Annotated in this window: 24 protein-coding genes; 4 read left to right on the top strand and 20 right to left on the bottom strand. The window is 63.3% G+C overall.

Annotated elements, in window-relative coordinates:
* Positions 1–6: 6 nt before the first annotated feature.
* The 6 genes from CUJ90_RS06410 to ndk form a co-directional block, all read right to left on the bottom strand.
* Entirely contained in the window at positions 7–636 is a 630-nt protein-coding gene (locus CUJ90_RS06410; protein ID WP_073427590.1) for a YfgM family protein, read from the bottom strand.
* Between the two features lie 62 nt (positions 637–698).
* Positions 699–2,039, bottom strand: coding sequence for a histidine--tRNA ligase (gene hisS / locus CUJ90_RS06405; RefSeq protein ID WP_073427589.1), 1,341 nt, complete (start codon positions 2,037–2,039; stop codon positions 699–701).
* Positions 2,040–2,059: 20 nt separating this feature from the next.
* A complete protein-coding gene (ispG, locus tag CUJ90_RS06400) occupies positions 2,060–3,391 on the bottom strand; it encodes a flavodoxin-dependent (E)-4-hydroxy-3-methylbut-2-enyl-diphosphate synthase (protein ID WP_114162223.1) in 1,332 nt (443 codons plus the stop codon).
* A gap of 86 nt (positions 3,392–3,477) precedes the next feature.
* Positions 3,478–4,587 (bottom strand): helix-turn-helix domain-containing protein, encoded by a 1,110-nt coding sequence (locus CUJ90_RS06395; protein ID WP_114162222.1) that lies wholly within the window; start codon positions 4,585–4,587, stop codon positions 3,478–3,480.
* Positions 4,588–4,802: 215 nt separating this feature from the next.
* A complete protein-coding gene (gene rlmN / locus CUJ90_RS06390; RefSeq protein WP_073427703.1) occupies positions 4,803–5,954 on the bottom strand; it encodes a dual-specificity RNA methyltransferase RlmN in 1,152 nt (383 codons plus the stop codon).
* A gap of 162 nt (positions 5,955–6,116) precedes the next feature.
* Positions 6,117–6,542, bottom strand: a complete 426-nt coding sequence (gene ndk / locus CUJ90_RS06385; RefSeq protein WP_006051306.1) for a nucleoside-diphosphate kinase — start codon at positions 6,540–6,542, stop codon at positions 6,117–6,119.
* 295 nt (positions 6,543–6,837) lie between these two features.
* Here ndk and CUJ90_RS06380 point away from each other — a divergent pair, with 295 nt between their 5' ends.
* Positions 6,838–7,536 carry a Bax inhibitor-1/YccA family protein gene (locus CUJ90_RS06380; protein WP_073427585.1) on the top strand — a complete coding sequence of 233 codons (699 nt, stop codon included), beginning with the start codon at positions 6,838–6,840 and terminating at the stop codon, positions 7,534–7,536.
* 109 nt (positions 7,537–7,645) lie between these two features.
* Here the strand turns inward: CUJ90_RS06380 and CUJ90_RS06375 are convergent, their stop codons facing one another.
* The 10 genes from CUJ90_RS06375 to CUJ90_RS06330 all read right to left on the bottom strand — a co-directional run bounded on the left by CUJ90_RS06375 (position 7,646) and on the right by CUJ90_RS06330 (position 16,754).
* Positions 7,646–8,419, bottom strand: a complete 774-nt coding sequence (locus CUJ90_RS06375) for an MBL fold metallo-hydrolase (RefSeq protein WP_073427584.1) — start codon at positions 8,417–8,419, stop codon at positions 7,646–7,648.
* Between the two features lie 7 nt (positions 8,420–8,426).
* Positions 8,427–9,566, bottom strand: a complete 1,140-nt coding sequence (gene bamC, locus CUJ90_RS06370) for an outer membrane protein assembly factor BamC (RefSeq protein WP_073427583.1) — start codon at positions 9,564–9,566, stop codon at positions 8,427–8,429.
* Between the two features lie 130 nt (positions 9,567–9,696).
* On the bottom strand, positions 9,697–10,623 hold the full coding sequence (dapA, locus tag CUJ90_RS06365) for a 4-hydroxy-tetrahydrodipicolinate synthase (RefSeq protein ID WP_083083372.1): 927 nt from the start codon (positions 10,621–10,623) through the stop codon (positions 9,697–9,699).
* A 43-nt stretch (positions 10,624–10,666) separates the two neighbouring features.
* Complete coding sequence (locus tag CUJ90_RS06360; RefSeq protein ID WP_114163466.1) at positions 10,667–11,272, bottom strand: class I SAM-dependent methyltransferase; 606 nt, start codon at positions 11,270–11,272, stop codon at positions 10,667–10,669.
* Positions 11,273–11,288: 16 nt separating this feature from the next.
* Positions 11,289–12,491 (bottom strand): tryptophan--tRNA ligase, encoded by a 1,203-nt coding sequence (locus tag CUJ90_RS06355; RefSeq protein WP_073427581.1) that lies wholly within the window; start codon positions 12,489–12,491, stop codon positions 11,289–11,291.
* 6 nt (positions 12,492–12,497) lie between these two features.
* Positions 12,498–13,160 (bottom strand): site-2 protease family protein, encoded by a 663-nt coding sequence (locus tag CUJ90_RS06350; protein ID WP_114162221.1) that lies wholly within the window; start codon positions 13,158–13,160, stop codon positions 12,498–12,500.
* Positions 13,161–13,207: 47 nt separating this feature from the next.
* On the bottom strand, positions 13,208–13,843 hold the full coding sequence (locus CUJ90_RS06345) for an L-threonylcarbamoyladenylate synthase (protein ID WP_073427579.1): 636 nt from the start codon (positions 13,841–13,843) through the stop codon (positions 13,208–13,210).
* A 142-nt stretch (positions 13,844–13,985) separates the two neighbouring features.
* Positions 13,986–14,816 carry a 3',5'-nucleoside bisphosphate phosphatase gene (locus tag CUJ90_RS06340; RefSeq protein ID WP_073427578.1) on the bottom strand — a complete coding sequence of 277 codons (831 nt, stop codon included), beginning with the start codon at positions 14,814–14,816 and terminating at the stop codon, positions 13,986–13,988.
* 103 nt (positions 14,817–14,919) lie between these two features.
* Positions 14,920–15,804, bottom strand: a complete 885-nt coding sequence (locus CUJ90_RS06335; RefSeq protein ID WP_114162220.1) for an alpha/beta fold hydrolase — start codon at positions 15,802–15,804, stop codon at positions 14,920–14,922.
* Positions 15,805–15,890: 86 nt separating this feature from the next.
* Positions 15,891–16,754 carry a ferritin-like domain-containing protein gene (locus CUJ90_RS06330; RefSeq protein ID WP_422879699.1) on the bottom strand — a complete coding sequence of 288 codons (864 nt, stop codon included), beginning with the start codon at positions 16,752–16,754 and terminating at the stop codon, positions 15,891–15,893.
* Between the two features lie 374 nt (positions 16,755–17,128).
* Here CUJ90_RS06330 and CUJ90_RS06325 point away from each other — a divergent pair, with 374 nt between their 5' ends.
* The 3 genes from CUJ90_RS06325 to CUJ90_RS06315 all read left to right on the top strand — a co-directional run bounded on the left by CUJ90_RS06325 (position 17,129) and on the right by CUJ90_RS06315 (position 19,236).
* Positions 17,129–17,653: a gamma carbonic anhydrase family protein gene (locus CUJ90_RS06325; RefSeq protein WP_083083368.1), complete on the top strand. Its 525-nt coding sequence runs from the start codon at positions 17,129–17,131 to the stop codon at positions 17,651–17,653.
* Positions 17,654–17,716: 63 nt separating this feature from the next.
* Positions 17,717–18,667 (top strand): Hsp33 family molecular chaperone HslO, encoded by a 951-nt coding sequence (gene hslO / locus CUJ90_RS06320; RefSeq protein WP_083083367.1) that lies wholly within the window; start codon positions 17,717–17,719, stop codon positions 18,665–18,667.
* 188 nt (positions 18,668–18,855) lie between these two features.
* The gene (locus CUJ90_RS06315; RefSeq protein ID WP_114162218.1) at positions 18,856–19,236 is read left to right on the top strand and encodes a DUF1542 domain-containing protein; all 381 of its coding nucleotides are present in this window, start codon (positions 18,856–18,858) and stop codon (positions 19,234–19,236) included.
* A 101-nt stretch (positions 19,237–19,337) separates the two neighbouring features.
* On the opposite strand, the gene ftsB is transcribed toward CUJ90_RS06315, so the two are convergent.
* The 4 genes from ftsB to CUJ90_RS06295 form a co-directional block, all read right to left on the bottom strand.
* Positions 19,338–19,769, bottom strand: coding sequence for a cell division protein FtsB (gene ftsB, locus CUJ90_RS06310; protein ID WP_073427572.1), 432 nt, complete (start codon positions 19,767–19,769; stop codon positions 19,338–19,340).
* Between the two features lie 118 nt (positions 19,770–19,887).
* Positions 19,888–21,171 carry a phosphopyruvate hydratase gene (eno, locus tag CUJ90_RS06305; RefSeq protein ID WP_073427571.1) on the bottom strand — a complete coding sequence of 428 codons (1,284 nt, stop codon included), beginning with the start codon at positions 21,169–21,171 and terminating at the stop codon, positions 19,888–19,890.
* A 172-nt stretch (positions 21,172–21,343) separates the two neighbouring features.
* Positions 21,344–22,198, bottom strand: coding sequence for a 3-deoxy-8-phosphooctulonate synthase (gene kdsA, locus CUJ90_RS06300; RefSeq protein ID WP_073427570.1), 855 nt, complete (start codon positions 22,196–22,198; stop codon positions 21,344–21,346).
* Entirely contained in the window at positions 22,195–23,868 is a 1,674-nt protein-coding gene (locus CUJ90_RS06295) for a CTP synthase (protein ID WP_073427569.1), read from the bottom strand. The genes kdsA and CUJ90_RS06295 overlap by 4 nt, the downstream gene beginning before the upstream one ends.
* Positions 23,869–23,953: the final 85 nt, after the last annotated feature.

Raw genomic sequence — 23,953 nt, 5'->3', positions numbered from 1 at the left:
CGGCGTTCAGCCGCCCAGCGCGTCCAGCTTGAACTGAATCAACTGACGTGCCGAGCTATCGGTCTTTGACAACGAGTCGAGCGCGAGCTTGTAGGCGGCACGCGCATCGTCGCGCTTGCCTTGCGCCGCGAGCAGGTCACCGCGGCCGTTCGCCACGATGCCCTTGAAGGCGTCGGACTGCGGTTCGGCGAGCAACGCGAGACCCTGGTCGTAAGCCTTCTCGTCGAGCAGGAGCGAAGCGAGACGCAGCTTGGCGATCTGCTTGAACTCCTCGTCCTTCGCATGATCGACTACCCATTGCAGTTGCGCTTTCGCAGCCGCCTGGTCGCCCGCTGCGTACAGTGCCTTGGCGGCGCCCAGCGCGGTCATCTGCGCATACGCGGTACGGCTGAACTTGTCTTCCATGTCGGCGGCGACGCGCGTGATCTTCGCCTTGTCGCCCGACGCCACGGCTTGCTGCACCTGGTCATACAGCACCGCTGCTTCCGCCGCCTGGCGCCGCTGCCAGAAATTCCAGCCGTTCCAGCCGGCTGCGGCAACCAGCGCCACCAGCACGATCCAGGTGGTTGCATTGCCCCACTGCGCCCACCATGCTTTCAGACCTTCAATCGATTCTTGTTCGTCGTGGTAACTCATCGCCCGGCGATTTCCTCTTTCTTGAAACGTGTGCGTGTCGAGCCAGGGCCCAACGACCGCGATCAGTCGTCGCCGTCTTCGGCGGTTGCAACCATCGCATTGATTAGAAATTCGGTCAAGTCTTCGGCCGGCACGTTATGTTGCTCGTTTTTACCGCCGCTAGCATTGGTATCGCGCAGCGGTTTCACGCCGACCGTGCCGTTGGCGATCTCGTCTTCGCCGAGCACTACAGCGAAGGCCGCGCCGCTCGCGTCGGCACGCTTCATCTGCGATTTGAAGCTGGCCGTTTGACCGTCGGCGCTGCAATGCAGGATCACGTCGAGACCCGTATCGCGCAGACGCTCGGCGATGATGAAGGCCTGCTCGCGTGCCGCGTCGCCCTGATGGACCACGTACACGTCGCAACCTTCGTCTTCCGGCACGAGGTCTTCTTCCTTCAGCAATTCGAGAATGCGCTCGATACCCATCGCCCAGCCGCACGCGGCCGTCGCCTTGCCGCCGAGCTGTTCGATCAGCGGATCATAACGGCCGCCCGCCGCCACGGTGCCTTGTGCGCCGAGTTTGTCGGTGACCCATTCGAACACGGTCAGATTGTAATAATCGAGACCGCGCACGAGACGCGGATTGATCGTGAACGGAATGTTGTTCGCCTTCAGAATGCGCTGCAGACCTTCGAAGTGCGCGCGCGATTCCTCGCCGAGAAAATCGATCAGCTTCGGCGCGTTCCGAGCGACTTCCTGCAGGGCCGGATTCTTCGTGTCCAGCACGCGCAGCGGGTTCGTATAGAGACGGCGCTTCGCGTCTTCGTCCAGCACGTTCATGTGCTTTTCGAGGTACGCGATCAATTCAACGCGATGTGCGGCGCGTTCTTCGGCGAGACCCAGCGAATTGATTTCGAGCTTGATGCCCATCAGGCCGAGGTCGTCCCACAGGCGTTGGCACATCATGATGATTTCGGCGTCGGCGTCCGGACCGGCAAAGCCCAAGGCTTCCACGCCTACCTGGTGGAACTGGCGATAGCGGCCGCGCTGCGGACGCTCGTGACGGAACATCGGGCCGATGTACCACAGACGCTTCGGCCCGTCGTACAGCATGTTGTGTTCGATCGCCGCGCGTACGACCGCCGCGGTGTTCTCCGGGCGCATTGTCAGATTTTCGCCGTTCAATGCGTCGGTAAAGCTGTACATCTCTTTTTCGACGATATCGGTCACTTCACCGATACCGCGCTTGAACAACTGCGTATGCTCGATGATCGGGGTACGGATATTCTGATATCCGTACGAACGCAGCAACGATTTGACGGTCGTTTCGAAAAATTCCCACAGCCCGGCTTCCTGCGGAAGGATGTCGTTCATACCCTTCACGCCGGACAGCTTGTCGAGCTTTTTCTTCTGTTCAGTCATCTGTATTCGTTCGACGATGTTTAATTGAGTGCTTCGGCGCGACCTGCTTCCACACGACCGTAGCGGCGCTCGACGTAGTCACTCACGATTTGCTGGAATTCTTGCGCGATGTTCTCGCCGCGCAGCGTCTTGACCTTCTCGCCGTCGATGAACACCGGCGCGGCCGGATTTTCGCCCGACCCCGGCAAACTGATGCCGATGTTCGCCTGCTTCGATTCGCCCGGTCCGTTGACGATGCAGCCCATCACCGCGACGTGCATCTTTTCGACGCCAGGATATTGGTCGCGCCACACCGGCATCTGCGTGCGCAGATAAGTCTGGATTTGCGACGCCAATTCCTGGAACAGCGTGCTCGTGGTCCGGCCGCAACCGGGGCACGCGATCACCATCGGCGTGAACGAACGCAGTCCCATTGTCTGCAAAATTTCCTGGCCGACGATCACTTCGCCCGTGCGCGACGCGCCCGGTTCAGGCGTCAGCGAAATGCGGATCGTGTCGCCGATGCCTTGCTGCAGCAACACGGACAACGCCGCCGTCGACGCCACGATGCCTTTCGAACCCATGCCCGCTTCGGTCAGGCCGAGATGCAATGCGAATTCGCAACGGCGCGCGAGTTCGCGGTACACGGCGATCAGATCCTGCACGCCGCTGACCTTGCACGACAGAATGATCTTGTTGCGCGCGAGACCGAGTTCGACCGCGCGCTCGGCGGAACCGATCGCCGACTGGATCAGCGCTTCGTACATCACGCTCTGCGCTTCCCACGGCGTTGAGCGCGCGGCGTTTTCGTCCATCATCTTCGCGAGCAGGTCCTGATCGAGACTGCCCCAGTTGACGCCGATACGCACCGGCTTGTCGTACTTCACCGCCGCTTCGATCATCTGCGCGAACTGCGTGTCGCGTTTCGCGCCGTGACCGACGTTGCCCGGATTGATACGGTATTTCGACAGCGAGTCCGCGCACGCCGGGTAATCGCGCAGCAGCAAATGACCGTTGTAGTGAAAATCGCCGACGAGCGGCACGGACACGCCCATGCGGTCGAGCTGGTCGCGCACGGCCGGCACGGCCGCGGCTGCTTCCGGCGTGTTCACGGTGATGCGCACCAGTTCGGAACCGGCTTGCGCCAGCTCCTTGATCTGGATCGCGGTGCCGATAGCGTCAGCGGTGTCCGTGTTGGTCATCGACTGGATACGCACCGGCGCATCGCCGCCGATTGTGACGAGCTGGCCGCCCCAACGGACGTCCACCGCGTGCGACTTGCGCCGCGCCGCCTGGCCGCCGAACACCGGCTCGTTCGAAACTATCTTGCTACTGGATTGGGATTGAGCTTCGGATTGCATCGAAAGACCCATTTACGCCGCATGCGCCACGCAAAAGACGTCGCGCCTGAATTGAAAAAGCGCCGCAGGCCTGTTGGCCGCGGCGTATACCGTATCTGTCAAGGCAGCGCGAAACGCGCCACATTTCCCTTGGCCGCCGCGTACTTCGACGGATCGACCGGCTGACCGTCGAGTGTCAACGACTCAAGACCCGCCTTGTTGCCGACCGTGACCTTGAAAGGGGGCACGCCCGTCACTTCCTTCCTGTCGCCCGCGCGCACGATCCCAGAGAATACTTCCTTGCCATCCTGGCCGCGCACGCTGAACCAACTGTCTTGCGTCACGCGCAGCGCGACTAGCGCAGCGCCCGCAGGCACCGCCGCTGCCATCGACGCGTTCGCGACGGCCGCGGCCGGTGCGCTTGCGCTCGGCGCAACCGCCGCTTGAGCCTGCGAAGCCACCTTTGGCGGCGCCGCTGTTGCCGTAACGGGCGGCACGGAAGACGCCGTCGTGCCGGTTGTCAGCGGCGCGGGCATCGGCGTGGCCGACGCAGCGCTCTCCGCCGCGACCTGCGTTTGCGGCGCGGCTGCAGGCTCTTCCGCCGTTGCCTCCGAACCCGCCGGCTGGCCTTGCGCCACCGCGCCCGATGCACCGGTCACGCCACCGGCGGCGCCGTTCGCGCTGGCCTTCAAGCGCGCGAGCCACGCCGACGAATCGCCCCCATTGGTATGCCACATGGCGAGCGCAATTACCGCGACGACCACCGCCGCCACACCCCACAGCCACGAGCGGCTCTTTTGCCCGCCACCGCCGAGCGATAACGACACCCGGCCGCGCGGCAAATCCTTGCCAGACGACGCCGGCATCGACAGATCCGGCGCAGGCACGCCTTTCTCGCGGCGCAAAACCTGCGTAAATGGCGTGGGATCGGCGCCGAGCATCTTCGCGTAGCTGCGCACCACGCCGAGCGCGAAGGTCATATCCGGCAGATGGCTGATGTCACCCGATTCGAGCGCGCGCAGTTTGGCAGCGGACACTTTCAGACGCGCCGATACATCTTCGATCGTCCAGCCTTTCGATTCGCGCAACTGGGTCAAGCGCGCGCCCACCGCCGCCAACGAATCCAGGCCCGGTTGCACCGCAGGCTGTGCCACCGTCCGAGCGACCGGCGCCGGATGGGCTTCGTTCATGTCTGTGTCGTGCGGCTGCGGGTGCTGCGGCTCACTCATCCCAAATCCTTTAGCGTCGATTCTTTTTCACTTGTGCGCCCGGACGGGCTAAAGCCTCTCGCCCGAATCGCAGACCGTTTATAACAAAATGTGCGGCCCCATGTGCCGCTTCCGATCGCTTCTGCAAACTTTCTTTTCAACCGTGACTGACGATCAGGACTTTCGCGCACTCGTGGAACTTTCCACTGAGCGCTGGCGCCTGCCCGCCGACACGATTACACGGCGCGAACCTCGATGACCTTTGCCGCCTTCCCGGTGCGCTCAGCAAGACGCGTGCGATCTTTCACCGCACCGGCCAACTGACCGCAGGCAGCGTCGATATCATCGCCGCGTGTCTTACGCACCGTGGTGACGACGCCCGCGTCCATCAACACTTGTGCAAACCGCTTGATCTGTTCCGGCTTCGAGCGGATGAGGCCCGACTCCGGAAACGGATTGAACGGAATCAGGTTGAATTTGCACGGCACGTCGCGCGTCACGGCCAGCAGTTCGCGCGCTTGCGCCTCGCTGTCGTTCACGCCGTCGAGCATGCAATATTCAAACGTAATGAAATCGCGCGGCGCGACTTTCAGATAGCGCTGGCAAGCCGCCATCAGTTCGCGCAGCGGATACTTCTTGTTGAGCGGCACCAGCATGTCGCGCAGCGGATCGCTAGGCGCATGCAGCGAGACCGCGAGCGCCACCGGCAGATCGGCGCCGAGACGGTCCATCATTGGCACCACGCCCGAGGTCGACAACGTGACGCGCCGACGCGACAGGCCGTATGCGTTGTCGTCGAGCATCAGGCGCATGGCGGGCACCACCGCGTCGTAATTGAGCAACGGCTCGCCCATGCCCATCATCACGACGTTCGTGACGACGCGCTCGCCCTTGCCGTCGCCGCCCGTGGCCCGGCCGCCTGCCGTGCCGCGCGACGCACGCAGCGCAAATTCAGCCATGCGCAACTGGCCGATGATTTCGCCGGTGGTGAGATTGCGGGAGAACCCCTGTTTGCCGGTCGAACAGAAACGGCAATTGACCGCGCACCCCGCTTGCGACGACACGCACAGCGTACCGCGCGTTTCCTCGGGGATGAAAACGGTTTCGACCGCATTGCTGTTGCCGACGTCGATCAGCCACTTGCGTGTGCCGTCGGTCGAAATATGGTCGCTGACGATGCCCGGCATCGAGATCGTGGCGCGCCCCTTGAGCTTTTCGCGCAAGGACTTCGCCAGATCGGTCATGCCGTCGAAATCGGCAGCGTTGTACTGGTGAATCCAGCGCTGCAATTGCTTGGCGCGAAACGGCTTCTCGCCCAGACTGTCGCAATAGGCGACAAGCCCTTGGGCGTCTAGGTCGAGAAGGTTGACGGTGGGACTGCTCGTCATGTCGAATCCTGCCATTTCAGTGCGAGACTGCGTTCATGCAACAAGCTGCATGAACGCAATGCCGTTCGCGCCCATTCCTGCTGCTTTTACCTTACTACTTTGCCAGGCGATTCGTGCGATTAATCCAAACCGGCTGCACGGATCGCACGGCGCAAATCTGCATCAACGCGAATAGACGTTCACTTGCGGGAAGAAGAATGCGATCTCGACCGCAGCCGTTTCAGCGGCGTCCGAACCGTGCACCGCGTTAGCGTCGATGCTGTCGGCGAAGTCAGCACGGATCGTGCCCTTTTCCGCCTTCTTCGGGTCGGTCGCGCCCATCAGATCACGATGCTTCAGGACGGCGTTTTCGCCTTCCAACACTTGCACGACCACCGGACCCGAGATCATGAACTCGACCAGATCCTTGAAGAACGGGCGTGCGGCGTGCACAGCGTAGAACTTCTCCGCGTCGGCGCGCGACAGGTGGACCATGCGCGAAGCCACGATCTTCAGGCCTGCGTTCTCGAAACGGCTGTAAATCTGGCCGATCACGTTCTTGGCCACTGCGTCCGGCTTGATAATCGACAGAGTGCGTTCGATCGCCATAAAAACTCCAAAAAATTAAGAGGTTACAGATTCAAATGAATCCGCTATTGTAGCATGTTCCCATGTATGATTGCGATTGAACCCTTACAGCATTGAAAGGCTTCAAGCAGGAGTTCCGGAATGCTGATAGCGTAGACTTGTTGGAGATTTCGAGGCCATTGAAACTCCTCGCCACCGCGCCAATCTTAGGAATGAACACCGCGCGACCGGCGGCAAAATCCGGCAGGCGCTGCACGATTTCGGTACACCCGCTGTACAACCACTACGCAACACGCTTCTGACGTAAGGAGAGACCATGAACGAACATCCGTATAGCTTTGGCCGCACTGGCGCGGTCAGCACAGTCGAAACGCGTAACCGCGTGCTACGGAACACCTACTGGCTGCTGGCGCTGTCCATGATTCCGACAGTGCTGGGCGCGTGGGTTGGCCTCGCTACCGGTTTCTCGCTGTTCGCCGCCACCAGCCCCGCCATGAGCATGCTGGCGTTCTTCGCGATCGCCTTCGGCTTCATGTTCGCCATCGAGAAGACCAAAGACAGCGCTGTCGGCGTCTTTGTGCTGCTCGGCTTCACGTTCTTCATGGGCCTGATGCTGTCGCGCATCCTCGGCTTCGTGCTCGGTTTCTCGAATGGGCCGTCGCTGATCATGCTCGCCTTTGGTGGCACTGGTGTGATCTTTGCCTCGATGGCAACGATCGCCACGGTCAGCAAGCGCGACTTCTCGGGTCTCGGCAAGTGGCTCTTCATGGGCGTGATCGTGCTGCTGCTCGCTTCGGTCGCGAACGTGTTCCTGCATCTGCCGGCCTTGATGCTGACGGTTTCGGTCATGGCCATCGTGATCTTCTCGGCCTACATGCTGTTCGACGTGCAGCGCGTCGTGAACGGTGGTGAAACGAACTACATCACCGCTGCGCTCGCGATCTACCTGGATCTTTACAACGTGTTCGTCAACCTGCTGGCGCTGCTTGGTATTTTCGGCGGCAACCGCAACTAAAGATGATTCGAGGCGCGGCGCCCAAAACGCCCGCCTTGGAAAAAAGCCCATAACGAGCGATCGTTATGGGCTTTTTCAATGCAGCGTCCGCACGCGGCTCAGATGCGCGTCACAAACTCAGCCACGCAAAACCTTCGTCCTGCGAAGCCACCACCACTTCGGCGGGCTCCGAGCCCAGCACACCCGCCATCGCGGCTTGTGCCAGTTCCGGTAAGTTGTTTTGCTGGCTCAGATGCGCGGCTACCAGGTGACGCAAGCGCGAACGGTCGAGCGACGCCAGAATTTCCGCCGCCGCGTCGTTGTTCAAATGCCCGTGATTGCCGCCGATGCGCGCCTTCAGCGATTGCGGATAGCGGCTGCCCGCCAGCATTCGCAGATCGTGATTACACTCGAGCACTAGCGCGTCGCAGCCGCTCAGCACCGAACTGATATGCGGCGTCGAAGTGCCGACATCGGTCAGCACGCCGAGCCGGCTGGCGCCGTTCGAGAACACATACTGCAGCGGCTCCCGGGCGTCGTGCGGAACGGTGTAAGGGAGGATCCCGAGGTCGCCGATTGCCACCGCCTCGTCGCCCCACAGCACCTGCAGGTCGACATCGGCTTCGTCCGCGCCCACTGCGCGGGCGGTGCCCCAGCTCATGTACAGCGGAATCGACCACTTGCGCGCCAGTGTCAGCGCGCTGCCGATGTGGTCGCTGTGTTCGTGCGTGATGAGAATGGCGTCGAGGGCCTCAGCGCTCGCGCCGAGCCGCGCCAAACGCCGCTCGACTTCCTTGGCCGAGAAGCCGCAGTCGAGCAACACGCGCGTGGTGGTGGCGCCGCTGCGCGCTTCGACCAGCAACGCATTCCCTTCACTGCCGCTGCCAAGACTCGCGAACCTCACGGCCCGCTTAATTCAGTTGCGCGTGCAGCAGCGTCACGATGCGTTGCGCGTCGGACGAGTTGTCCACTTGTCCGTTCGCGTCCAGCACCGCGACCTGCGTCACGCTGTCGCCCTTGGAGCGCACGTTGACGAGGAATTCCTGACCCGGCTTCTTCGACGAACTGCCGCTGTAGAACAGCTTGCCGAACAGCCCCTCCTTCTTCAGTTCCTGCATCGAATCCGCGTAACGCACGTAGTAGATCCCCTTTGCGCGGTCGCGGTTGTCGACGGTGAAGTTGGTGCGGTCGAGTGCAAGGCCCACGCGCAGCCATGCACGGTCGAACGATTCCTGCAGATCGAGCGTCGACGCGCCCGCGGTCTTGTCGATTTTGGCCGGCGCGGTAGCCGGACGCGCATCGGTCAGCAGTTGCTTCGATTGCGCTTCGGTCAGGCCGAATTTCTGCATCAGCTTGGTGAGGAACAGCGCCTCCAGCGCGGGATCGCGCGGACGCTCTTCCCAGCGCGACGACGTCTTGTCCTGGCCCGTCAGCATTTCTTCCATCGCGCTATGCGTGATCGAGATGTCCGTGGTGTCGGACGCACCGCGCGACACGAGCGTGCGGAAGCTGTCGCGGGTGCCCGACGAATACGCGAAGTCGATGACCTTGCCCACCGTGCGGCGGAACCAGTCGTCCGGAATATTGGCGCGATTTTCAGCCCAGTCGGTCACCAGGATGCCGGTGGCCGGCGCGTCGGTTTTCAGCGCGAAGCCGTTTTCCTGCCAGAACTCCTGCAACTGCGACCACAGTTGTTCCGGCGAGCGGCCGTCGACCACCAGCCAGCGGCGGTCGCCGTCGCGCTCGATGTGCATGCCGAACGGGTCTTGCGCGGTGGGTTGCCCTTCGGTGGCGTTGCCCGCCGCGGTGATCGCGCGTTTCGTGGCACCGCCCAGTGCCAGATTGGCGGGCGGCGCGACATAGCGCTGATCGGTCGGCGTGGTGGTGAGGTCGCCCGGAACGGCGAGCGGCGGCGCGCTGCCCGCGCCCTTGTAGTTGACGCGGTCGGAAGCGAACCAGTCGTTCAGCGTGTCACAGCCGGCGAGCGTCGTGAGGGCAAGCGCCAGCGCCGCCATGCGGGTTGCGTGGAGGGAAAGTGCGGAACGTTTCATGAGGTCCTTCGTGATGCTGGAACGCGGTGCCTGGTTCTGTGTGCCGGGAACGTGGGCTGGATCGACGTCGGTTAAGGGGATGCCGGTGGCAGGCTTTCGTTAGCGCTGATGGGTGCCGCGGTGGGTCCGCTTAGCCCAGCAGGCCCGCTTCGCGCAGCGCGCCGCGCACCGCTTCGTGGTATTGCGCGTCGAGCGGCGTGAGCGGCAGGCGGATTCCGCCCTGCACACGACCCAGTTGCTGCAGCGCCCATTTCGCGGGAATCGGATTCGATTCGATGAACAGGTTCTTATGCAGCGACAGGAGTTTGAGATGAATCTCTCGGGCGGTCCTGGCGTCCGCGGCAAGCGCGGCCTTGCACAGTTCGCTCATCGCGCGCGGCGCGACGTTCGCGGTGACCGAAATATTGCCGTGGCCGCCGAGCAGCATCAACGCGATCGCGGTGGGATCGTCGCCGCTGTAGATGCCGAAGTGCGCGGGCGCCGACTTGATCAGATGCGCGGCGCGATCGATGTTGCCGGTCGCTTCCTTCACGCCGATGATGCCCGGCACCTGCGCGCAACGCAGGATGGTTTCGTTGCTCATGTCCGCAACGGTGCGGCCGGGCACGTTGTACAGGATCACCGGCAGATCGACGGTTTCCGCGATCTTCGTGAAGTGGCGATAGATGCCTTCCTGGGTCGGCTTGTTGTAGTACGGCACGACTTGCAGCGTGGCGTCCGCACCCACTTCCCTCGCCTGCTGCGTGAGTTCGATCGCCTCGGTGGTGGAGTTGCCGCCCGAGCCCGCGATCACCGGAATCCGGCCCGCCGTGTGCTCGACCGCCGTCTTGACCATCAGCACGTGTTCCTCGACCGATAGCGTGGCCGATTCGCCGCTCGTGCCGACCACGACCAGCGCATTCGTGCCCTCCGCGATATGCCAGTCGATCAGTTTGCGAAACGCCGGCAGATCGAGGCTGCCGTCTTCAAGCATGGGAGTGATGATGGCGGGAATGCTGCCGCGAATCCGGACCCCGTCGTTGCTGCCTTGATTGCCGCTCTGGTTGCCGTTAGTCATGAAACGCCATGAATTTGATCAGGTAAACCGCGATTGTAGCGGATTAGCCAGCCAACTCGTAACAAGGCGGGGGTGCCGCCTGCGCGGTGTCGACTGAGCGCTCCGCTTCGAGAATTGCGCAAATCCGCTGGACGTAAGCCGGACGCGGCTGCGCGAGAAAACCATCTTGAAACGCGACCACCCGCAGGCGGCCCCGGACCACATCGAGCAGTTCGCCGGGCGCGAGCAGGAACGCGGGATTAGAGGGCTTGCCGATGCTTTCGTTTCCTTGCGCGAAGGTCTCGTAAACCAGTACGCCGCCGGGCACGAGCAAGTTCAGAAGCTGCGGAAAAAGCGGCCGATGCAGGTAGTTCGTCACGACGACAGCGGCGAACTTCGCGTCGTCCGACAAAGGCCATGCGGCGCCCTCGAGGTCGGCGGCGAACGTCGTGATGAGCGGCTCGTCGCGCATCGTGTCGAGCGCCACTGCGTCGCGGTCGATTGCCGTCACCGGATGACCCCGCGACGCAAAAAAGCGCGCATGCCGCCCGGCTCCCGATGCCACGTCCAGCACGGCGCCGCCCGCCGCGACCAGGTGCGCCCAATGGCGCACCCACTGCGACGGCTCGCCGTTTCCGTGCGATGGCGGCGAGACGGCCGGCGTATTCATCGCTTGCACCCGCCGCTCAGTTGTATGACAGACCCATCGCTTCCCGCACGTCGCGCATCGTTTCGGTGGCGAACTTGCGGGCCTTGTCGCAGCCGTCGGCGACGATCGCGCGCAACAGCGACGGATCGTCCATGTACTTCTGCGCGCGTTCGAGCATGGGCTGCTGTTCGCGCAGGATGCCTTCGATCACCGGCTGCTTGCACTCGAGACAACCGATGCCGGCCGTCCGGCAGCCCTTCTGCACCCACTCGTGCGTGGCTTCGTCCGTGTAGACCTGGTGCAGTTGCCACACCGGGCATTTGTCCGGGTCGCCCGGATCGGTGCGGCGCACGCGCGCCGGGTCGGTCGGCATGGTGCGGACTTTTTTCGTGATCGTTTCCGCGTCTTCGCGCAGGCCGATCGTATTGCCGTATGACTTCGACATTTTCTGGCCGTCGAGACCCGGCATGCGCGACGCCTCCGTGAGCATGGCCTGCGGCTCGACGAGGATGATCTTGCGCGACCCTTCGAGGTAGCCGAACAGCCGCTCGCGGTCGTTCATCGACAGACTCTGCGACTCCTGCAACATCGCGCGCGCCTGTTCGAGCGCTTCGTCGTCGCCTTCCTGCTGGTAGGCATTGCGCAACTCGTGATACAGCTTCGCGCGCTTGCCGCCGAGCTTCTTCGCCGCTTCGCTGGCCTTTTCCTCGAAGCCCGGCTCACGGCCGTACAGGTAGTTGAAACGGCGCGCGATTTCACGCGTCATTTCGACGTGCGGCACCTGATCTTCACCGACCGGCACGAGCGAGCCGCGGTACAGCAGAATGTCCGCCGCCATCAGCACCGGATAGCCGAGGAAGCCGTAAGTGGACAGGTCCTTGTCCTTCAGCTTCTCCATCTGTTCCTTGTAGGTCGGTACGCGTTCGAGCCAGCCGAGCGGCGTGCTCATGCCGAGCAGCAGCGCCAGTTCCGCGTGCTCGGGCACCTTGCTCTGGATGAACAGCGTGGCCTGCGCCGGATCGATGCCGGAGGCAAGCCAGTCGATCAGCACGTCCCAGACGTTCTTTTCGATCACTTCGGGCGTTTCGTAGTGCGTCGTCAGCGCGTGCCAGTCGACCACGCAGAAGAAACACGGGTATTCGGACTGCAGCCGCACCCAGTTTTTCAGCACGCCGTGATAGTGGCCGAGGTGCAGTGACCCGGTGGGCCGCATGCCGGAGAAGATACGGTCTGGGAACATGGTTATTTAAAAAAGCGAAACGAGTGGAGTCAGAATTGCGGTAATCGCAGCGTAGCCGATCGTGACGAGCGGGCTCAACCAGTAACGCGTCAGCGTGCCCGTCATCACCAGCGCCATCACGATGAAAAAACCGTAAGGCTCGAGGCGCGACAGCGCGATCGAGTGCCGCGGCGGCAACAGCGCCATCAGCACGCGGCCGCCGTCGAGCGGCGGCAGCGGAAACAGGTTGAGCACGCCGAGCACGAGGTTCACGCCGACGCCCGCGCCCGCCATGCGCGTGAGAAACGGCTCCTCGACGCTCAGCACCGCGAGCGCGACGCCGAACAGGCCCCAGATCAGCGCCTGCACGAAATTACATCCTGGACCCGCCGCCGCCACCCACAGGCTGCCCCAGCGCGGATTGCGCAAGTTGCCGAAGGCGACCGGCACGGGCTTCGCGTAACCGAACATGAAGGCGCCACTGGTGGCGAAGTACAACAGCAGGGGAATCGCGATCGTGCCGAGCGGGTCGATGTGCCGCATCGGATTGATGGACACGCGGCCGAGCACGTACGCGGTATTGTCGCCGAGCCAGCGCGCGACGTAACCATGCGCGGCTTCGTGCAGCGTGATCGCGAAAATCACCGGCAGCGCGTACACCGCAATGGTCTGTATCAGGGAAGAATCCATATCTCGCTATTGTAACAACGCGGTTGCGTGCGTCTGTCCGCTTTCGTTCATGCCGTTTCTTCGAGACCGAATGGCGCGAGAGAACCGCGCCCGGCTCGCACCAGCACCGGTTCGGCGCCGCTCAGGTCGATCACCGTGGACGGTTCGCACACGCACGGGCCGCCGTCGATTACCAGATCCAGTTGTTTTTCCAGCCGCGCGCGAATGTCCTCCGGGTCGTTCAGCGGCTGCGTTTCGCCCGGCATGATCAGCGTGGAGCCGAGCAGCGGCTGACCGAGCTCCTCGAGAATCGCCAGCGTGATCGCGTGCTCGGGCACCCGCAGGCCGATGGTCTTGCGCGACGGATGCGACAGGCGCCGCGGCACTTCCTTGGTGGCCTGCAAGACGAACACGTAGGGACCCGGCGTCACCGATTTGATCAGCCGGTACTGCCGGTTGTCGACCATCGCGAAATTCGCCAGCTCCGAGAGGTCGCGCACCAGCAGCGACAGCAACTGCTTTTCGTCGAGCCCGCGAATGCGCCGCAGGCGCTCGACCGCGTTCTTGTCGTCGAGATGGCAGGCGAGCGCGTAGCTCGAATCCGTCGGCAACGCGACCACGCCGCCATCGTTGATGATCTGCACGGCCTGCTTGACGAGCCGCGGCTGCGGGTTGTCAGGATGAAGCCGAAAGTATTGGGACATGATGACTAACCATGGCGACAGATGACTGCGAACGGAAACCGGATGCGAAGCAGACAGAGAAGCGGACGAACAAGCGGACGAAAGCACGCGCCAGGGGCGGCCGGCTTTCGCGCGTATCGTGCCGCCGCGGCACGGCGCGCAATCACAGCCAGCGTTCCCAGACGGGCTTGAGATCGGAAGGCAGCGGCGGCAGCGTGCCGAGGTCGACGCGGCCTTCGCCGGGTGCGTGGAAATCGGAGCCGCGCGACGCCTCAAAGCCGAAACGGCGCGCGACATCCGCATATTCGCGGTATTGATCGGGCGTATGACTGCCCGTCACCACCTCGATCGCCTTGCCGCCCAGATCGATGAATTCGGCGAAAAACGCGTCGAATTCGACCGGCGAATAGTCGTAGCGGCCCGGGTGCGCAATGACCGCCTCGCCGCCCGCGGCCCGAATCCAGCCCACCGCGTCGGCCAGTTTGGCCCAGCGATGCGGCACATAGCCGGGCTTGCCGTCGCCGAGAATACGGGTGAACACGTCTTGCGTGGAACTGGCGTAGCCGTTTTCGACCATGAAGCGCGCGAAATGCGTGCGCGAAATCATGTCCGGATTCGACACGTACTTGAGCGCGCCCTGGTAGGCGTCGGGTATGCCGAGCGTGGCCAACTGTTCGCCGATCGCCTCGGCACGCGCGGCGCGGCCGTTGCGGGTGCGCGCGAGACCGTCGATCAGAACCGAACTGGTGGGATCGATGCCGAGCCCCACGATATGCACCGTGCGCGAGGCCCACGTAACCGAAATTTCCACACCGCTCAGGTAGCCCATGCCGAGCGCTTCCGCCGCGCTGCGCGCCTCTTGCTGGCCGCCCAGTTCGTCGTGGTCGGTCAAGGCCCACAGCGTCACACCGCCCGCGTGCGCGCGGCGCGCGACGTCGGCCGGCGCGAACTGGCCGTCGGAGACAGTGGAATGGCAGTGGAGGTCGGCGTTCATCAGTGTCTTGAAAAAGTTCAGCGCTCATTTTACTGCAACGCAGTAAGTGAACGCGGAGCTATCTCGCGCCACCGTGCCTCATCCCCCGGATTTTTGGAGGCGTCTACGCGCAAAACCCTTCGATCAGCGCAGCCACCTGCTCCGGCTGGTCGTGATGCACCATGTGCCCCGCTTCGTCGATGATCTTCTCGCGCCAGTCCGGGAAAGCCTGAAAACGCGCCTTGAACTCGTCGAGCGGAATGTCGCCGGCGATCTGCGCGAGCGTTGGCGAATTGGCGGCTTCAACGTGCAGCACTTTGGCGCTGACCTTGCGCCAGATGGCCATGACTTCGTCGAGGCGGTACAGCGTCGGACCGCGCAGCTTGTGCGCCGGATCGGCGAGCAGCATGAAGCGCCCTTCGGCGTCCGGCTTCGACCAGTGCTGCGCGAGAAACCGCGCGCGCCGCGGATCGAGCCGCGGGTTGGTCTTGATCAGCCGCCCGGCGACCTCGTCGAGCGACGCATAGCGCTTCAAATGCGGCGGATCGTGCAACTCGTCGAGCCAGTGACGCAGCCGGCCAGGCGCTTGCGCCGGGTGCGACGGTGCGAGGCCGAAGCCTTCGAGGTCGATCACGCGCCGCACCCGCTCCGGCCGCACGCCCGCATAGATGCACGCGATGTTCGCGCCCATGCTGTGGCCGACCAGATTCACTTCGCCGGTTGGCGCATAGTGGTCGAGCAATGCGTCCAGATCGGCGAGATAGTCCGGAATCCAGTAGTTGCCGCCGCCATGCTCCGCCACCGGCCAGTCGGACAGGCCGAAGCCGCGCATGTCCGGCGCGATCACCTGCCAGTCGCCGCCGAGCGCATCGACGACGAACTGGAAGGACGCCGCCACGTCCATCCAGCCGTGCAGCATGAACAGCATGGGCGCACGCGGACTGCCCCAGCGCCGCACATGCAGACGGATGCCGTGCACGGCGATGAATTCGGATTGGGAGAGAGTCATGAACGGCGCACCCGGAAAAGAATGGTCGTTCGATTATAGCGAGATAGCCGGCGCGGCGTCGGCCGATTGGGGAACGGGTCGCTCCGTCAGTCGTCCTCTGCGGGCGCAACAGGCGCGGGAGCGTCGAGGCCCGCCAGCGCGGCGAGTTCCGCTTCATCGAAACCCGCGTCGCGGCGCGCCTCGAAATTGAACGGGCCACGTAGTTTCGGTGCGTGATACTGGTCGGCGAGACGCGTGTAAGTCGCGTGCGGATCCCGGCCACCCTCGTCGCACAAGTAACGGAACCAGCGATTGCCGATCAGTACGTGGCCGATTTCGTCGCGCAGGATCACGTCGAGAATCGCCGCGGACGCCTGATCGCCCGCTTGTTGCAGCCGCGCGCGGATCGGCGGCGAGGCGTCGAGGCCGCGCGCTTCCAGCGTGCGCGGCACCAGCGCCATGCGCGCCAGCACGTCGCCACGCGTGCGCTCGCACATGTCCCACAGGCCGTCGTGCGCGGGAAAATCGCCGTAGACGTGGTCGTATTCCGCGAGGCGCGCGGCGAGCAGCGAGAAGTGATACGCCTCCTCTGCGGCAACCTTGAGCCAGTCCGCGTAGAAGTCGACGGGCATGCCCGTGAAGCGCCACACGGCGTCGAGCGCGAGGTTGATCGCGTTGAATTCGATGTGCGCGAGCGCGTGCAGCAGAACGGCGCGCCCTTGCGGCGATTGCATGCTGCGTCGCCCCAGCTTGCGCGGCTCGACCAGTTCGGGCCGCTCCGGACGGCCCGGCAGGCCGGCCGGCTCTTCGAGTTCGAGGTCCGGCGAGCATGCCAGGCTGCCGTCGAGCACGGCGGCGTACAGCGCACGGGTGGCGGCCGTCTTCGCGACCGGATCGGTTTCGCGCAATGCGGCGAGCGCGGCCGTGCGTGCGCATCGAGCCCGGTTCGCGGCGTTGGAGGCGAGCGGCATGGAGGAAGCGGACGGAGCGGCGCGAATCATGGCAAGCGGATCGGCAAAGGGAACGGCAGTTGGACTGCGGTTGGAGAGGATGACAGCGGGACCAGGAAAGGAGCGAAGGAAAGCCAAATCCGGCATCCAAGGCGAGGTCCAAAACGCTGTTCACGGACACAACCGGCGACACGCGTAACAATGGCGCACAACAGGAAGACACGGCCTGTGACCCTCGCACTTCCCTGCCCGCCTCGCCAGGCACCCGAATCACACAACCGTTTACAATACTCGATTCGACCATCCGACGCGCTCGTTGCGCTGGCGACACGCGCCGATTCAGGCAGTTTTCAGCCCGCCGCACCGCGCATGGCGACCGATCAAGAGGAGACACTGTGACGATTTACAAGCTTGGCGAAGCCGCCCCGACCATCCACGAAAGCGTGTTCGTCGCGGATTCGGCGAACATCATCGGCAACGTGACGCTCGGGGAAAATTCGAGCGTGTGGTTCGGCGCGACGATTCGCGGCGACAACGAGCCGATCACCATCGGCGCGGGCAGCAACGTGCAGGAAAACGCGGTGCTGCACACCGACCCCGGCTTTCCGCTGAAGATCGAGGCGAACGTGACCGTCGGCCACCAGGTCATGCTGCATGGCTGCACGATCAAGGAAGGCTCGCTGATCGGAATTCAGGCGGTGGTCTTGAATGGCGCGGTGATCGGCCGCAACTGTCTGGTCGGAGCGGGCGCCATCGTCACGGAAGGCAAGGTGTTTCCCGACAATTCGCTGATTCTCGGCGCGCCCGCCAAAGTGGTGCGCGAGCTGAGCGAGACGGATATCGCCAATATGCAGCGCGGCACGGCAAGCTATGCCGAACGCCGCGAGTATTTCAAGGCGCAGCTCGTGCGTATCGGCTAAACAGCCGGAGCGCGGGCGCGCACGGCGCGGCATCAGGCCGCGTCATTCGACCGAGGAAAAGTTGTGAGCGACCAGTTGCAAAAATTCATGTTCAGCGCGGCGCCGGTGCGCGGCGAGATCGTTTCGCTGCGCAATACGTGGCAGGAAGTGCTGACGCGGCGTGAGTACCCGGCGCCCGTGCGGACGATTCTCGGCGAGATGATGGCCGCGTGCGCGCTGCTGTCGGCGAATCTGAAGTTCGACGGCACGCTCATCATGCAGATTTTCGGCGACGGCCCGGCCAGAATGCTGGTGGTGCAGTGCAGTTCCGATCTGTCGATGCGCGCCACCGCGAAGCTGTCCGGCGAAGCGGGCAACGCGATCGGCGACGCCACGTCGCTGATCGAACTGGTCAACGCGGGCGGCCACGGCCGCTGCGTGATTACGTTGGACCCGCGCGACAAGCAGCCGGGCCAGCAGCCGTATCAAAGCATCGTGCCGCTGTCGGGCGTGGACGGACCGCTTAAGTCGATGGCCGAAGTGCTCGAACATTACATGCATCACTCGGAACAGCTCGACACGCGCCTGTGGCTCGCCGCGAACACCGAGCGCGCGGTCGGCATGCTGCTGCAAAAGCTGCCGGGCGACGGCGGCATCGTTCCGCATCCGGGCGAACTGGACGCCGATACGTGGGAACGCGTCTGCACGCTGGGCGGCACGCTGTCGCAAGACGAGCTGCTGAAGGAAGAGCCGGAAACGGTGTTCCGCCGCCTCTTCTGGCAGGAAAACGTCCAGCATTTCGAGCCGGCCACGGCGCGCTTCGAGTGCACCTGTTCGCGTGAAAAAGTCGGCGCGATGCTCAAGATGCTGGGCCGCGAGGAAGTGGATGGCGTGATCGAAGAGCGCGGTCATGTGGAGATCCATTGCGAATTCTGCAACCAGCGCTACGAATTCGACCCGGTCGACGTGGCGCAACTTTTCGTCGCGAATGCCCTCTCACAAGGGGTGACGCCGGCCACCGAACAACGGCATTGAACGCCCGCCGGCGCGGGCGTGATGCCCGCCCCACGCCAACGCGTGTCACTTGTCCACGGCAGCAAACTACCGCGCCGTCCGCTGTCTTTTCAAGGCTCGGACGGCGCGGTATCTTTGATCATTGCGTCGTGTCATTGGCGGCCACGCCCGCATATCTTGCTTAGGCATCCGACCGGCGGAGATCGAACATGAACCACCTCACTTCGTTGATACGTTCGGCGCGCACCTGTGCCGTATTGGCCGTCATTGGCGGCAGCGTTGCGCTAGCCGGCTGCGTGATGGACCCACCGGGCCCGTCGCCGATTTATAGCCGCTTGCCCGCCAACCAGTCAGGCATGGGCAACAACGCCCAGCCGCTTACGCAGGAAGAGCGTCAACGCTATGACGCCATCGATCAACAGGTGATGGCCGAGCAGAACCAGGCCATTGCCGCGGAAAACGCCGCGCAGGTGTGGTCGCGTTATTACTCGCCGCCCGTCAGCGTGTACGGCAGCTATTACGGCGGTGGTTGGGGGCACGGCTGGGGAACGGGTCTCGGCGTCGGCTACGGGCCGTACTGGGGCTGGTAAGACGAGTCAATGCAACGAGTCAATGCGCGGGTGCGTTGCGGGCAGGTTCAAGTAACGACGGCTCGATACGACGACTGAGCGCGACAACCCGGTGCCACGGCTCAGTGCGGGGCCGTCTTCTCTTTCGCGGTCTTGCTCCCGCGCTTTCTATCCGGCCTGGCGCGAGATTCCGGATTGGGCACCATATGCAGCGGTGCGCTCGACATCTCACCACGCGTGGAAGTCGTCACTGAAGGTGTGTTCGCGGTCGGCAACGGCGCATTCGGCGAGACGAACTGCACGAACACCTCGCTGTCCTTGACCATGCCCATTTCGTAGCGCGCCCGCTCTTCCACCGCGGCCGTGCCGTTCTGCAAATCTTGCACTTCTCCCTGAATACGCTCGTTGCGCAGCTTCGCATCGACGTTCTTCTGCTGTTGCTGCGCCAGTTGCTGCTGCAACTCGTGCACGCGCAACCAGCCGCCGTGCCCCCACCAGAGCGGGTACTGGATCAATACCAGTAGAACGATCAGGACAGCAGTGACAAGCCGCATGAAGTAAGCACAATAAATACGCGCCGCCCTGCGCTATACGCAGGGCGGCGAGGTCAATCAGGAACGAAGGATAACCGGCTCATCGGTTAGCGCAATCAGTTTGGCTACCTGCAGTCATTTAGCGCAGATTGTAGAACGCCGACTTGCCCGGATAGCTGGCGATATCGCCGAGGTCTTCTTCGATACGCAGCAACTGGTTGTACTTCGAGATACGGTCCGAGCGCGACAGCGAACCGGTCTTGATCTGGCCGGCATTCAGGCCGACTGCGATATCCGCGATGGTCGAATCTTCGGTTTCGCCCGAACGGTGCGAGATCACGGCCGTGTAGCCTGCGCGCTTCGCCATTTCGATCGCCGCGAACGTTTCCGTGAGCGTGCCGATCTGGTTGATCTTGATCAGGATCGAGTTGGCGATGCCCTTCTCGATGCCTTCCTTCAGGATGCGCGTGTTGGTGACGAACAGGTCGTCGCCCACCAGTTGGATCTTCTTGCCGAGCTTGTCGGTCAGCAGCTTCCAGCCGGCCCAGTCGCTTTCGTGCATGCCGTCTTCGATCGACACGATCGGGAATTTGTCCGCGAGCGTGGCGAGGTAGTCGGTGAATTCCGCCGACGACAGTTGCAGGCCTTCGCCGGCCAACTGGTACTTGCCGTCGTGATAGAACTCGCTTGCCGCGCAGTCGAGCGCGAGCAGCACGTCTTCGCCGGCACGGTAGCCCGCTTTCTCGATAGCTTGCAGGATGGTGGACAGGCATTCGTCGTTGCTGCCGAAGTTCGGCGCGAAGCCGCCTTCATCGCCGACTGCCGTGCTCATGCCGCGGTCGCTCAGGATCTTCTTCAGTGCGTGGAACACTTCGGCGCCACAGCGCAGCGCTTCGCGGAAAGTCGGCTGGCTGACCGGCACGATCATGAATTCCTGGATGTCCAGGCTGTTGTTCGCGTGCGCGCCGCCGTTGACGATGTTCATCATCGGCACCGGCAGTTGCATCGCGCCCGAACCGCCGAAGTAGCGGTACAGCGGCAGGCCGGCTTCTTCAGCGGCGGCCTTCGCGACGGCCATCGAAACGGCCAGCATCGCGTTCGCGCCGAGGCGCGATTTGTTGTCCGTGCCGTCGAGTTCCAGCAGGGTCTTGTCGAGGAAAGCCTGCTCGGAAGCGTCGAGGCCCATGATCGCTTCGGAGATTTCGGTGTTGATGTGCTCGACGGCCTTCAGCACGCCCTTGCCGCTGTAACGGCCGGTTTCGCCGTCGCGCAGTTCGATGGCTTCACGCGAACCCGTGGAAGCGCCCGACGGCACCGCGGCGCGGCCCATCGTGCCCGACTCGAGCAGCACGTCGCATTCGACGGTGGGGTTGCCTCGCGAATCGAGAATCTCTCGACCGATGATATCTACGATAGCACTCATGGTTTCCTCAAGAAATGACGTTGAATTCTTTACTGTGACACTGTATCTGGCGCAGGCCGGTCTCCCCGGCAGACAACTCGCGCACCGATACGTTCGACGACCATTGCGTGCATGTGCCGCGTGCCGACGGGCAGATCATGCACGCGAGGCATGACACGCCGCGCATGCTGAATCAGTTGAAATCGCTTTCGAGGAACGGCGCGCGCTTGACGGCCTGGTCGAGCGTGACAAGCGTTTCCAGCAATTCGGCCATGCGGTGCAGCGGCACGGCGTTCGGGCCGTCCGATTTGGCTTCCGAAGGCTTGGGATGCGTCTCCATGAAGAGCCCCGACACGCCCACCGCCACCGCGGCACGCGCCAGCACCGGCACGAATTCGCGCTGACCGCCCGAGCTCGTGCCCTGCCCGCCCGGCAATTGCACCGAGTGGGTGGCGTCGAACACGATCGGCGCGTTGGTTTCGCGCATGATCGCGAGCGAGCGCATGTCCGACACCAGATTGTTATAGCCGAACGACACGCCGCGTTCGCACGCCATGAAGCGGTCTTCGGAGAGGCCCGCTTCACGCGCCGCGTCGCGCGCCTTGTCGATCACGTTCTTCATGTCGTGCGGCGCGAGGAACTGGCCTTTCTTGATGTTGACCGGTTTGCCCGAGCGCGCGCAAGCATGGATGAAGTCCGTTTGACGGCACAGAAAAGCCGGCGTTTGCAACACATCGACCACCGACGCGACCTGCTCGATCTCGTGCTCGGCGTGAACGTCGGTGAGCACGGGCAGACCAAGCTGGCGCTTCACTTCGGACAGGATACGCAGGCCTTCGTCCATGCCCAAGCCGCGGAACGACTTGCCGCTGCTGCGATTGGCCTTGTCGTACGACGATTTGTAGATGAACGGAATGTTCAGCTTCGCGCAGATTTCCTTGAGGCGGCCGGCCGTGTCGATCGTCATCTGTTCGGATTCGACGACACAGGTGCCCGCGATCAGGAAAAACGGCTTGTCGAGCCCAATTTCGAAATCGCCCAGTTTCATGCTTGCTCTCCGACTTCCTTTTCCACGCGCGACTGCTGATGCGCGAGCGCCGCTTCCACGAACGACTTGAAGAGCGGATGGCCGTCACGCGGCGTGGAGGTGAATTCCGGGTGGAACTGCACGCCGACGAACCACGGGTGCATGCCGCGCGGCAATTCCATCATTTCCGGCAGATCTTCACTCGGCGTGCGGGCGCTGATAACAAGGCCGCCGGCTTCGAGCTGGGGCACGAAGCGGTTATTGACCTCGTAGCGATGCCGGTGACGCTCGTTCACGTCCTTGCCGTAGATCTCTTCGGCCATCGTGCCGGGCTTGATCGGGCAACGTTGCGAACCGAGGCGCATCGTGCCGCCCAGGTCCGATTCCTCGGTACGCTTTTCGACGCGGCCTTCGCGGTCGTACCACTCGGTGATCAGCGCGACCACGCGGTTTTCGGTTTCCTGGTCGAACTCGGTGCTGTTCGCACCCTTCAGACCCACCACGTCGCGGGCGAATTCGATCACGGCCAGTTGCATGCCGAGGCAGATGCCGAGATACGGCACCTTGGCTTCGCGCGCATAGCGGATCGCGGCGATCTTGCCCTCGGTGCCGCGACGGCCGAAGCCGCCCGGCACGAGCACCGCGTCGAGATGCCTGAGGCTTTCGACGCCCTTCGTCTCGATCTCTTCCGAATCGATGTATTCGATGTTCACGCGGGTCGCCGTATGCATCGACGCATGGCGCAGCGCTTCGATCAGCGACTTGTACGACTCGGTCAGATCGACGTACTTACCGACCATGCCGATCGTGACTTCGTGCTGCGGATTCTCGAGCTTCTCGACGAGCCTCGACCACATGGACAGATCGGCCGGCTTCGGCGTGAGCTTGAGTTCCTCGCAGATGATCGCGTCCAGACCCTGGTCGTGCAGCATCTGCGGAATCTTGTAGATGCTGTCCGCATCCCACACGGAAATCACCGCGTCTTCGGGCACGTTCGAGAACATCGAGATCTTCGCGCGTTCGTCGTCCGGAATGCGGCGGTCGGCGCGGCACAGCAGCACGTGCGGCGAGATGCCGATTTCACGCAGCTTCTGCACGCTGTGTTGCGTGGGCTTGGTTTTCAGTTCGCCGGCGGTGGCGACCCACGGCACCAGCGTGAGGTGCACGAAGCACGCGCTGTTGCGGCCCATGCGCAGGCTCATTTGACGCGCGGCCTCGAGGAACGGCAGCGATTCGATGTCGCCCACGGTGCCGCCCACTTCGACGATCGCGACGTCCGGCTCACCGCACGTCGCGGAAGCCGCGCCGCGTTCGATGAACGCCTGGATTTCATTCGTGATGTGCGGGATGACCTGCACCGTCTTGCCGAGATAATCGCCGCGGCGTTCCTTGCGGATCACCGATTCGTAGATCTGGCCCGTGGTGAAGTTGTTGGCCTTGCGCATCTTCGTGCTGATGAAGCGCTCATAGTGGCCGAGGTCGAGGTCGGTCTCCGCTCCGTCTTCCGTCACGAACACTTCGCCGTGCTGAAACGGGCTCATCGTGCCGGGGTCGACGTTGATGTAGGGATCGAGCTTGAGGAGGGTGACTTTGAGACCGCGCGATTCGAGGATCGCGGCGAGGGAAGCGGCGGCAATACCCTTGCCGAGGGAAGATACTACGCCGCCGGTGACGAAAACATATTTGGTCATCGCTGGATGCTCGCGGGAAAAACGGATTATACCGTAAAGCAGGGCCCCAACCCCAGCAAAATCCGAGCGGCCTGCACGACCAGGG

Origin of the sequence: Paraburkholderia terricola, from assembly GCF_003330825.1 — a bacterium.
GTDB lineage: Bacteria > Pseudomonadota > Gammaproteobacteria > Burkholderiales > Burkholderiaceae > Paraburkholderia > Paraburkholderia terricola.
The sequence above is the reverse complement of the archived record's forward strand: the minus strand, read 5'-3'. Positions and strand labels throughout refer to the sequence as shown.

Excerpts from the sequence above, each read along its gene's own strand:
- bamC (WP_073427583.1), bottom strand. The coding sequence starts at position 9,566 with ATGAAACGTTCCGCACTTTCCCTCCACGCAACCCGCATGGCGGCGCTG.
- kdsA (WP_073427570.1), bottom strand. The coding sequence starts at position 22,198 with ATGAAACTGGGCGATTTCGAAATTGGGCTCGACAAGCCGTTTTTCCTG.
- hisS (WP_073427589.1), bottom strand. The coding sequence starts at position 2,039 with ATGACTGAACAGAAGAAAAAGCTCGACAAGCTGTCCGGCGTGAAGGGT.
- CUJ90_RS06330 (WP_422879699.1), bottom strand. The coding sequence starts at position 16,754 with ATGCCGCTCGCCTCCAACGCCGCGAACCGGGCTCGATGCGCACGCACG.
- CUJ90_RS06410 (WP_073427590.1), bottom strand. The coding sequence starts at position 636 with ATGAGTTACCACGACGAACAAGAATCGATTGAAGGTCTGAAAGCATGG.
- CUJ90_RS06315 (WP_114162218.1), top strand. The coding sequence starts at position 18,856 with ATGAACCACCTCACTTCGTTGATACGTTCGGCGCGCACCTGTGCCGTA.
- CUJ90_RS06360 (WP_114163466.1), bottom strand. The coding sequence starts at position 11,272 with ATGAATACGCCGGCCGTCTCGCCGCCATCGCACGGAAACGGCGAGCCG.
- ftsB (WP_073427572.1), bottom strand. The coding sequence starts at position 19,769 with ATGCGGCTTGTCACTGCTGTCCTGATCGTTCTACTGGTATTGATCCAG.
- CUJ90_RS06335 (WP_114162220.1), bottom strand. The coding sequence starts at position 15,804 with ATGACTCTCTCCCAATCCGAATTCATCGCCGTGCACGGCATCCGTCTG.
- rlmN (WP_073427703.1), bottom strand. The coding sequence starts at position 5,954 with ATGACGAGCAGTCCCACCGTCAACCTTCTCGACCTAGACGCCCAAGGG.
- dapA (WP_083083372.1), bottom strand. The coding sequence starts at position 10,623 with ATGACTAACGGCAACCAGAGCGGCAATCAAGGCAGCAACGACGGGGTC.
- CUJ90_RS06295 (WP_073427569.1), bottom strand. The coding sequence starts at position 23,868 with ATGACCAAATATGTTTTCGTCACCGGCGGCGTAGTATCTTCCCTCGGC.
- eno (WP_073427571.1), bottom strand. The coding sequence starts at position 21,171 with ATGAGTGCTATCGTAGATATCATCGGTCGAGAGATTCTCGATTCGCGA.
- CUJ90_RS06395 (WP_114162222.1), bottom strand. The coding sequence starts at position 4,587 with ATGAGTGAGCCGCAGCACCCGCAGCCGCACGACACAGACATGAACGAA.
- CUJ90_RS06380 (WP_073427585.1), top strand. The coding sequence starts at position 6,838 with ATGAACGAACATCCGTATAGCTTTGGCCGCACTGGCGCGGTCAGCACA.
- ispG (WP_114162223.1), bottom strand. The coding sequence starts at position 3,391 with ATGGGTCTTTCGATGCAATCCGAAGCTCAATCCCAATCCAGTAGCAAG.
- CUJ90_RS06345 (WP_073427579.1), bottom strand. The coding sequence starts at position 13,843 with ATGTCCCAATACTTTCGGCTTCATCCTGACAACCCGCAGCCGCGGCTC.
- ndk (WP_006051306.1), bottom strand. The coding sequence starts at position 6,542 with ATGGCGATCGAACGCACTCTGTCGATTATCAAGCCGGACGCAGTGGCC.
- CUJ90_RS06355 (WP_073427581.1), bottom strand. The coding sequence starts at position 12,491 with ATGTTCCCAGACCGTATCTTCTCCGGCATGCGGCCCACCGGGTCACTG.
- CUJ90_RS06340 (WP_073427578.1), bottom strand. The coding sequence starts at position 14,816 with ATGAACGCCGACCTCCACTGCCATTCCACTGTCTCCGACGGCCAGTTC.
- CUJ90_RS06350 (WP_114162221.1), bottom strand. The coding sequence starts at position 13,160 with ATGGATTCTTCCCTGATACAGACCATTGCGGTGTACGCGCTGCCGGTG.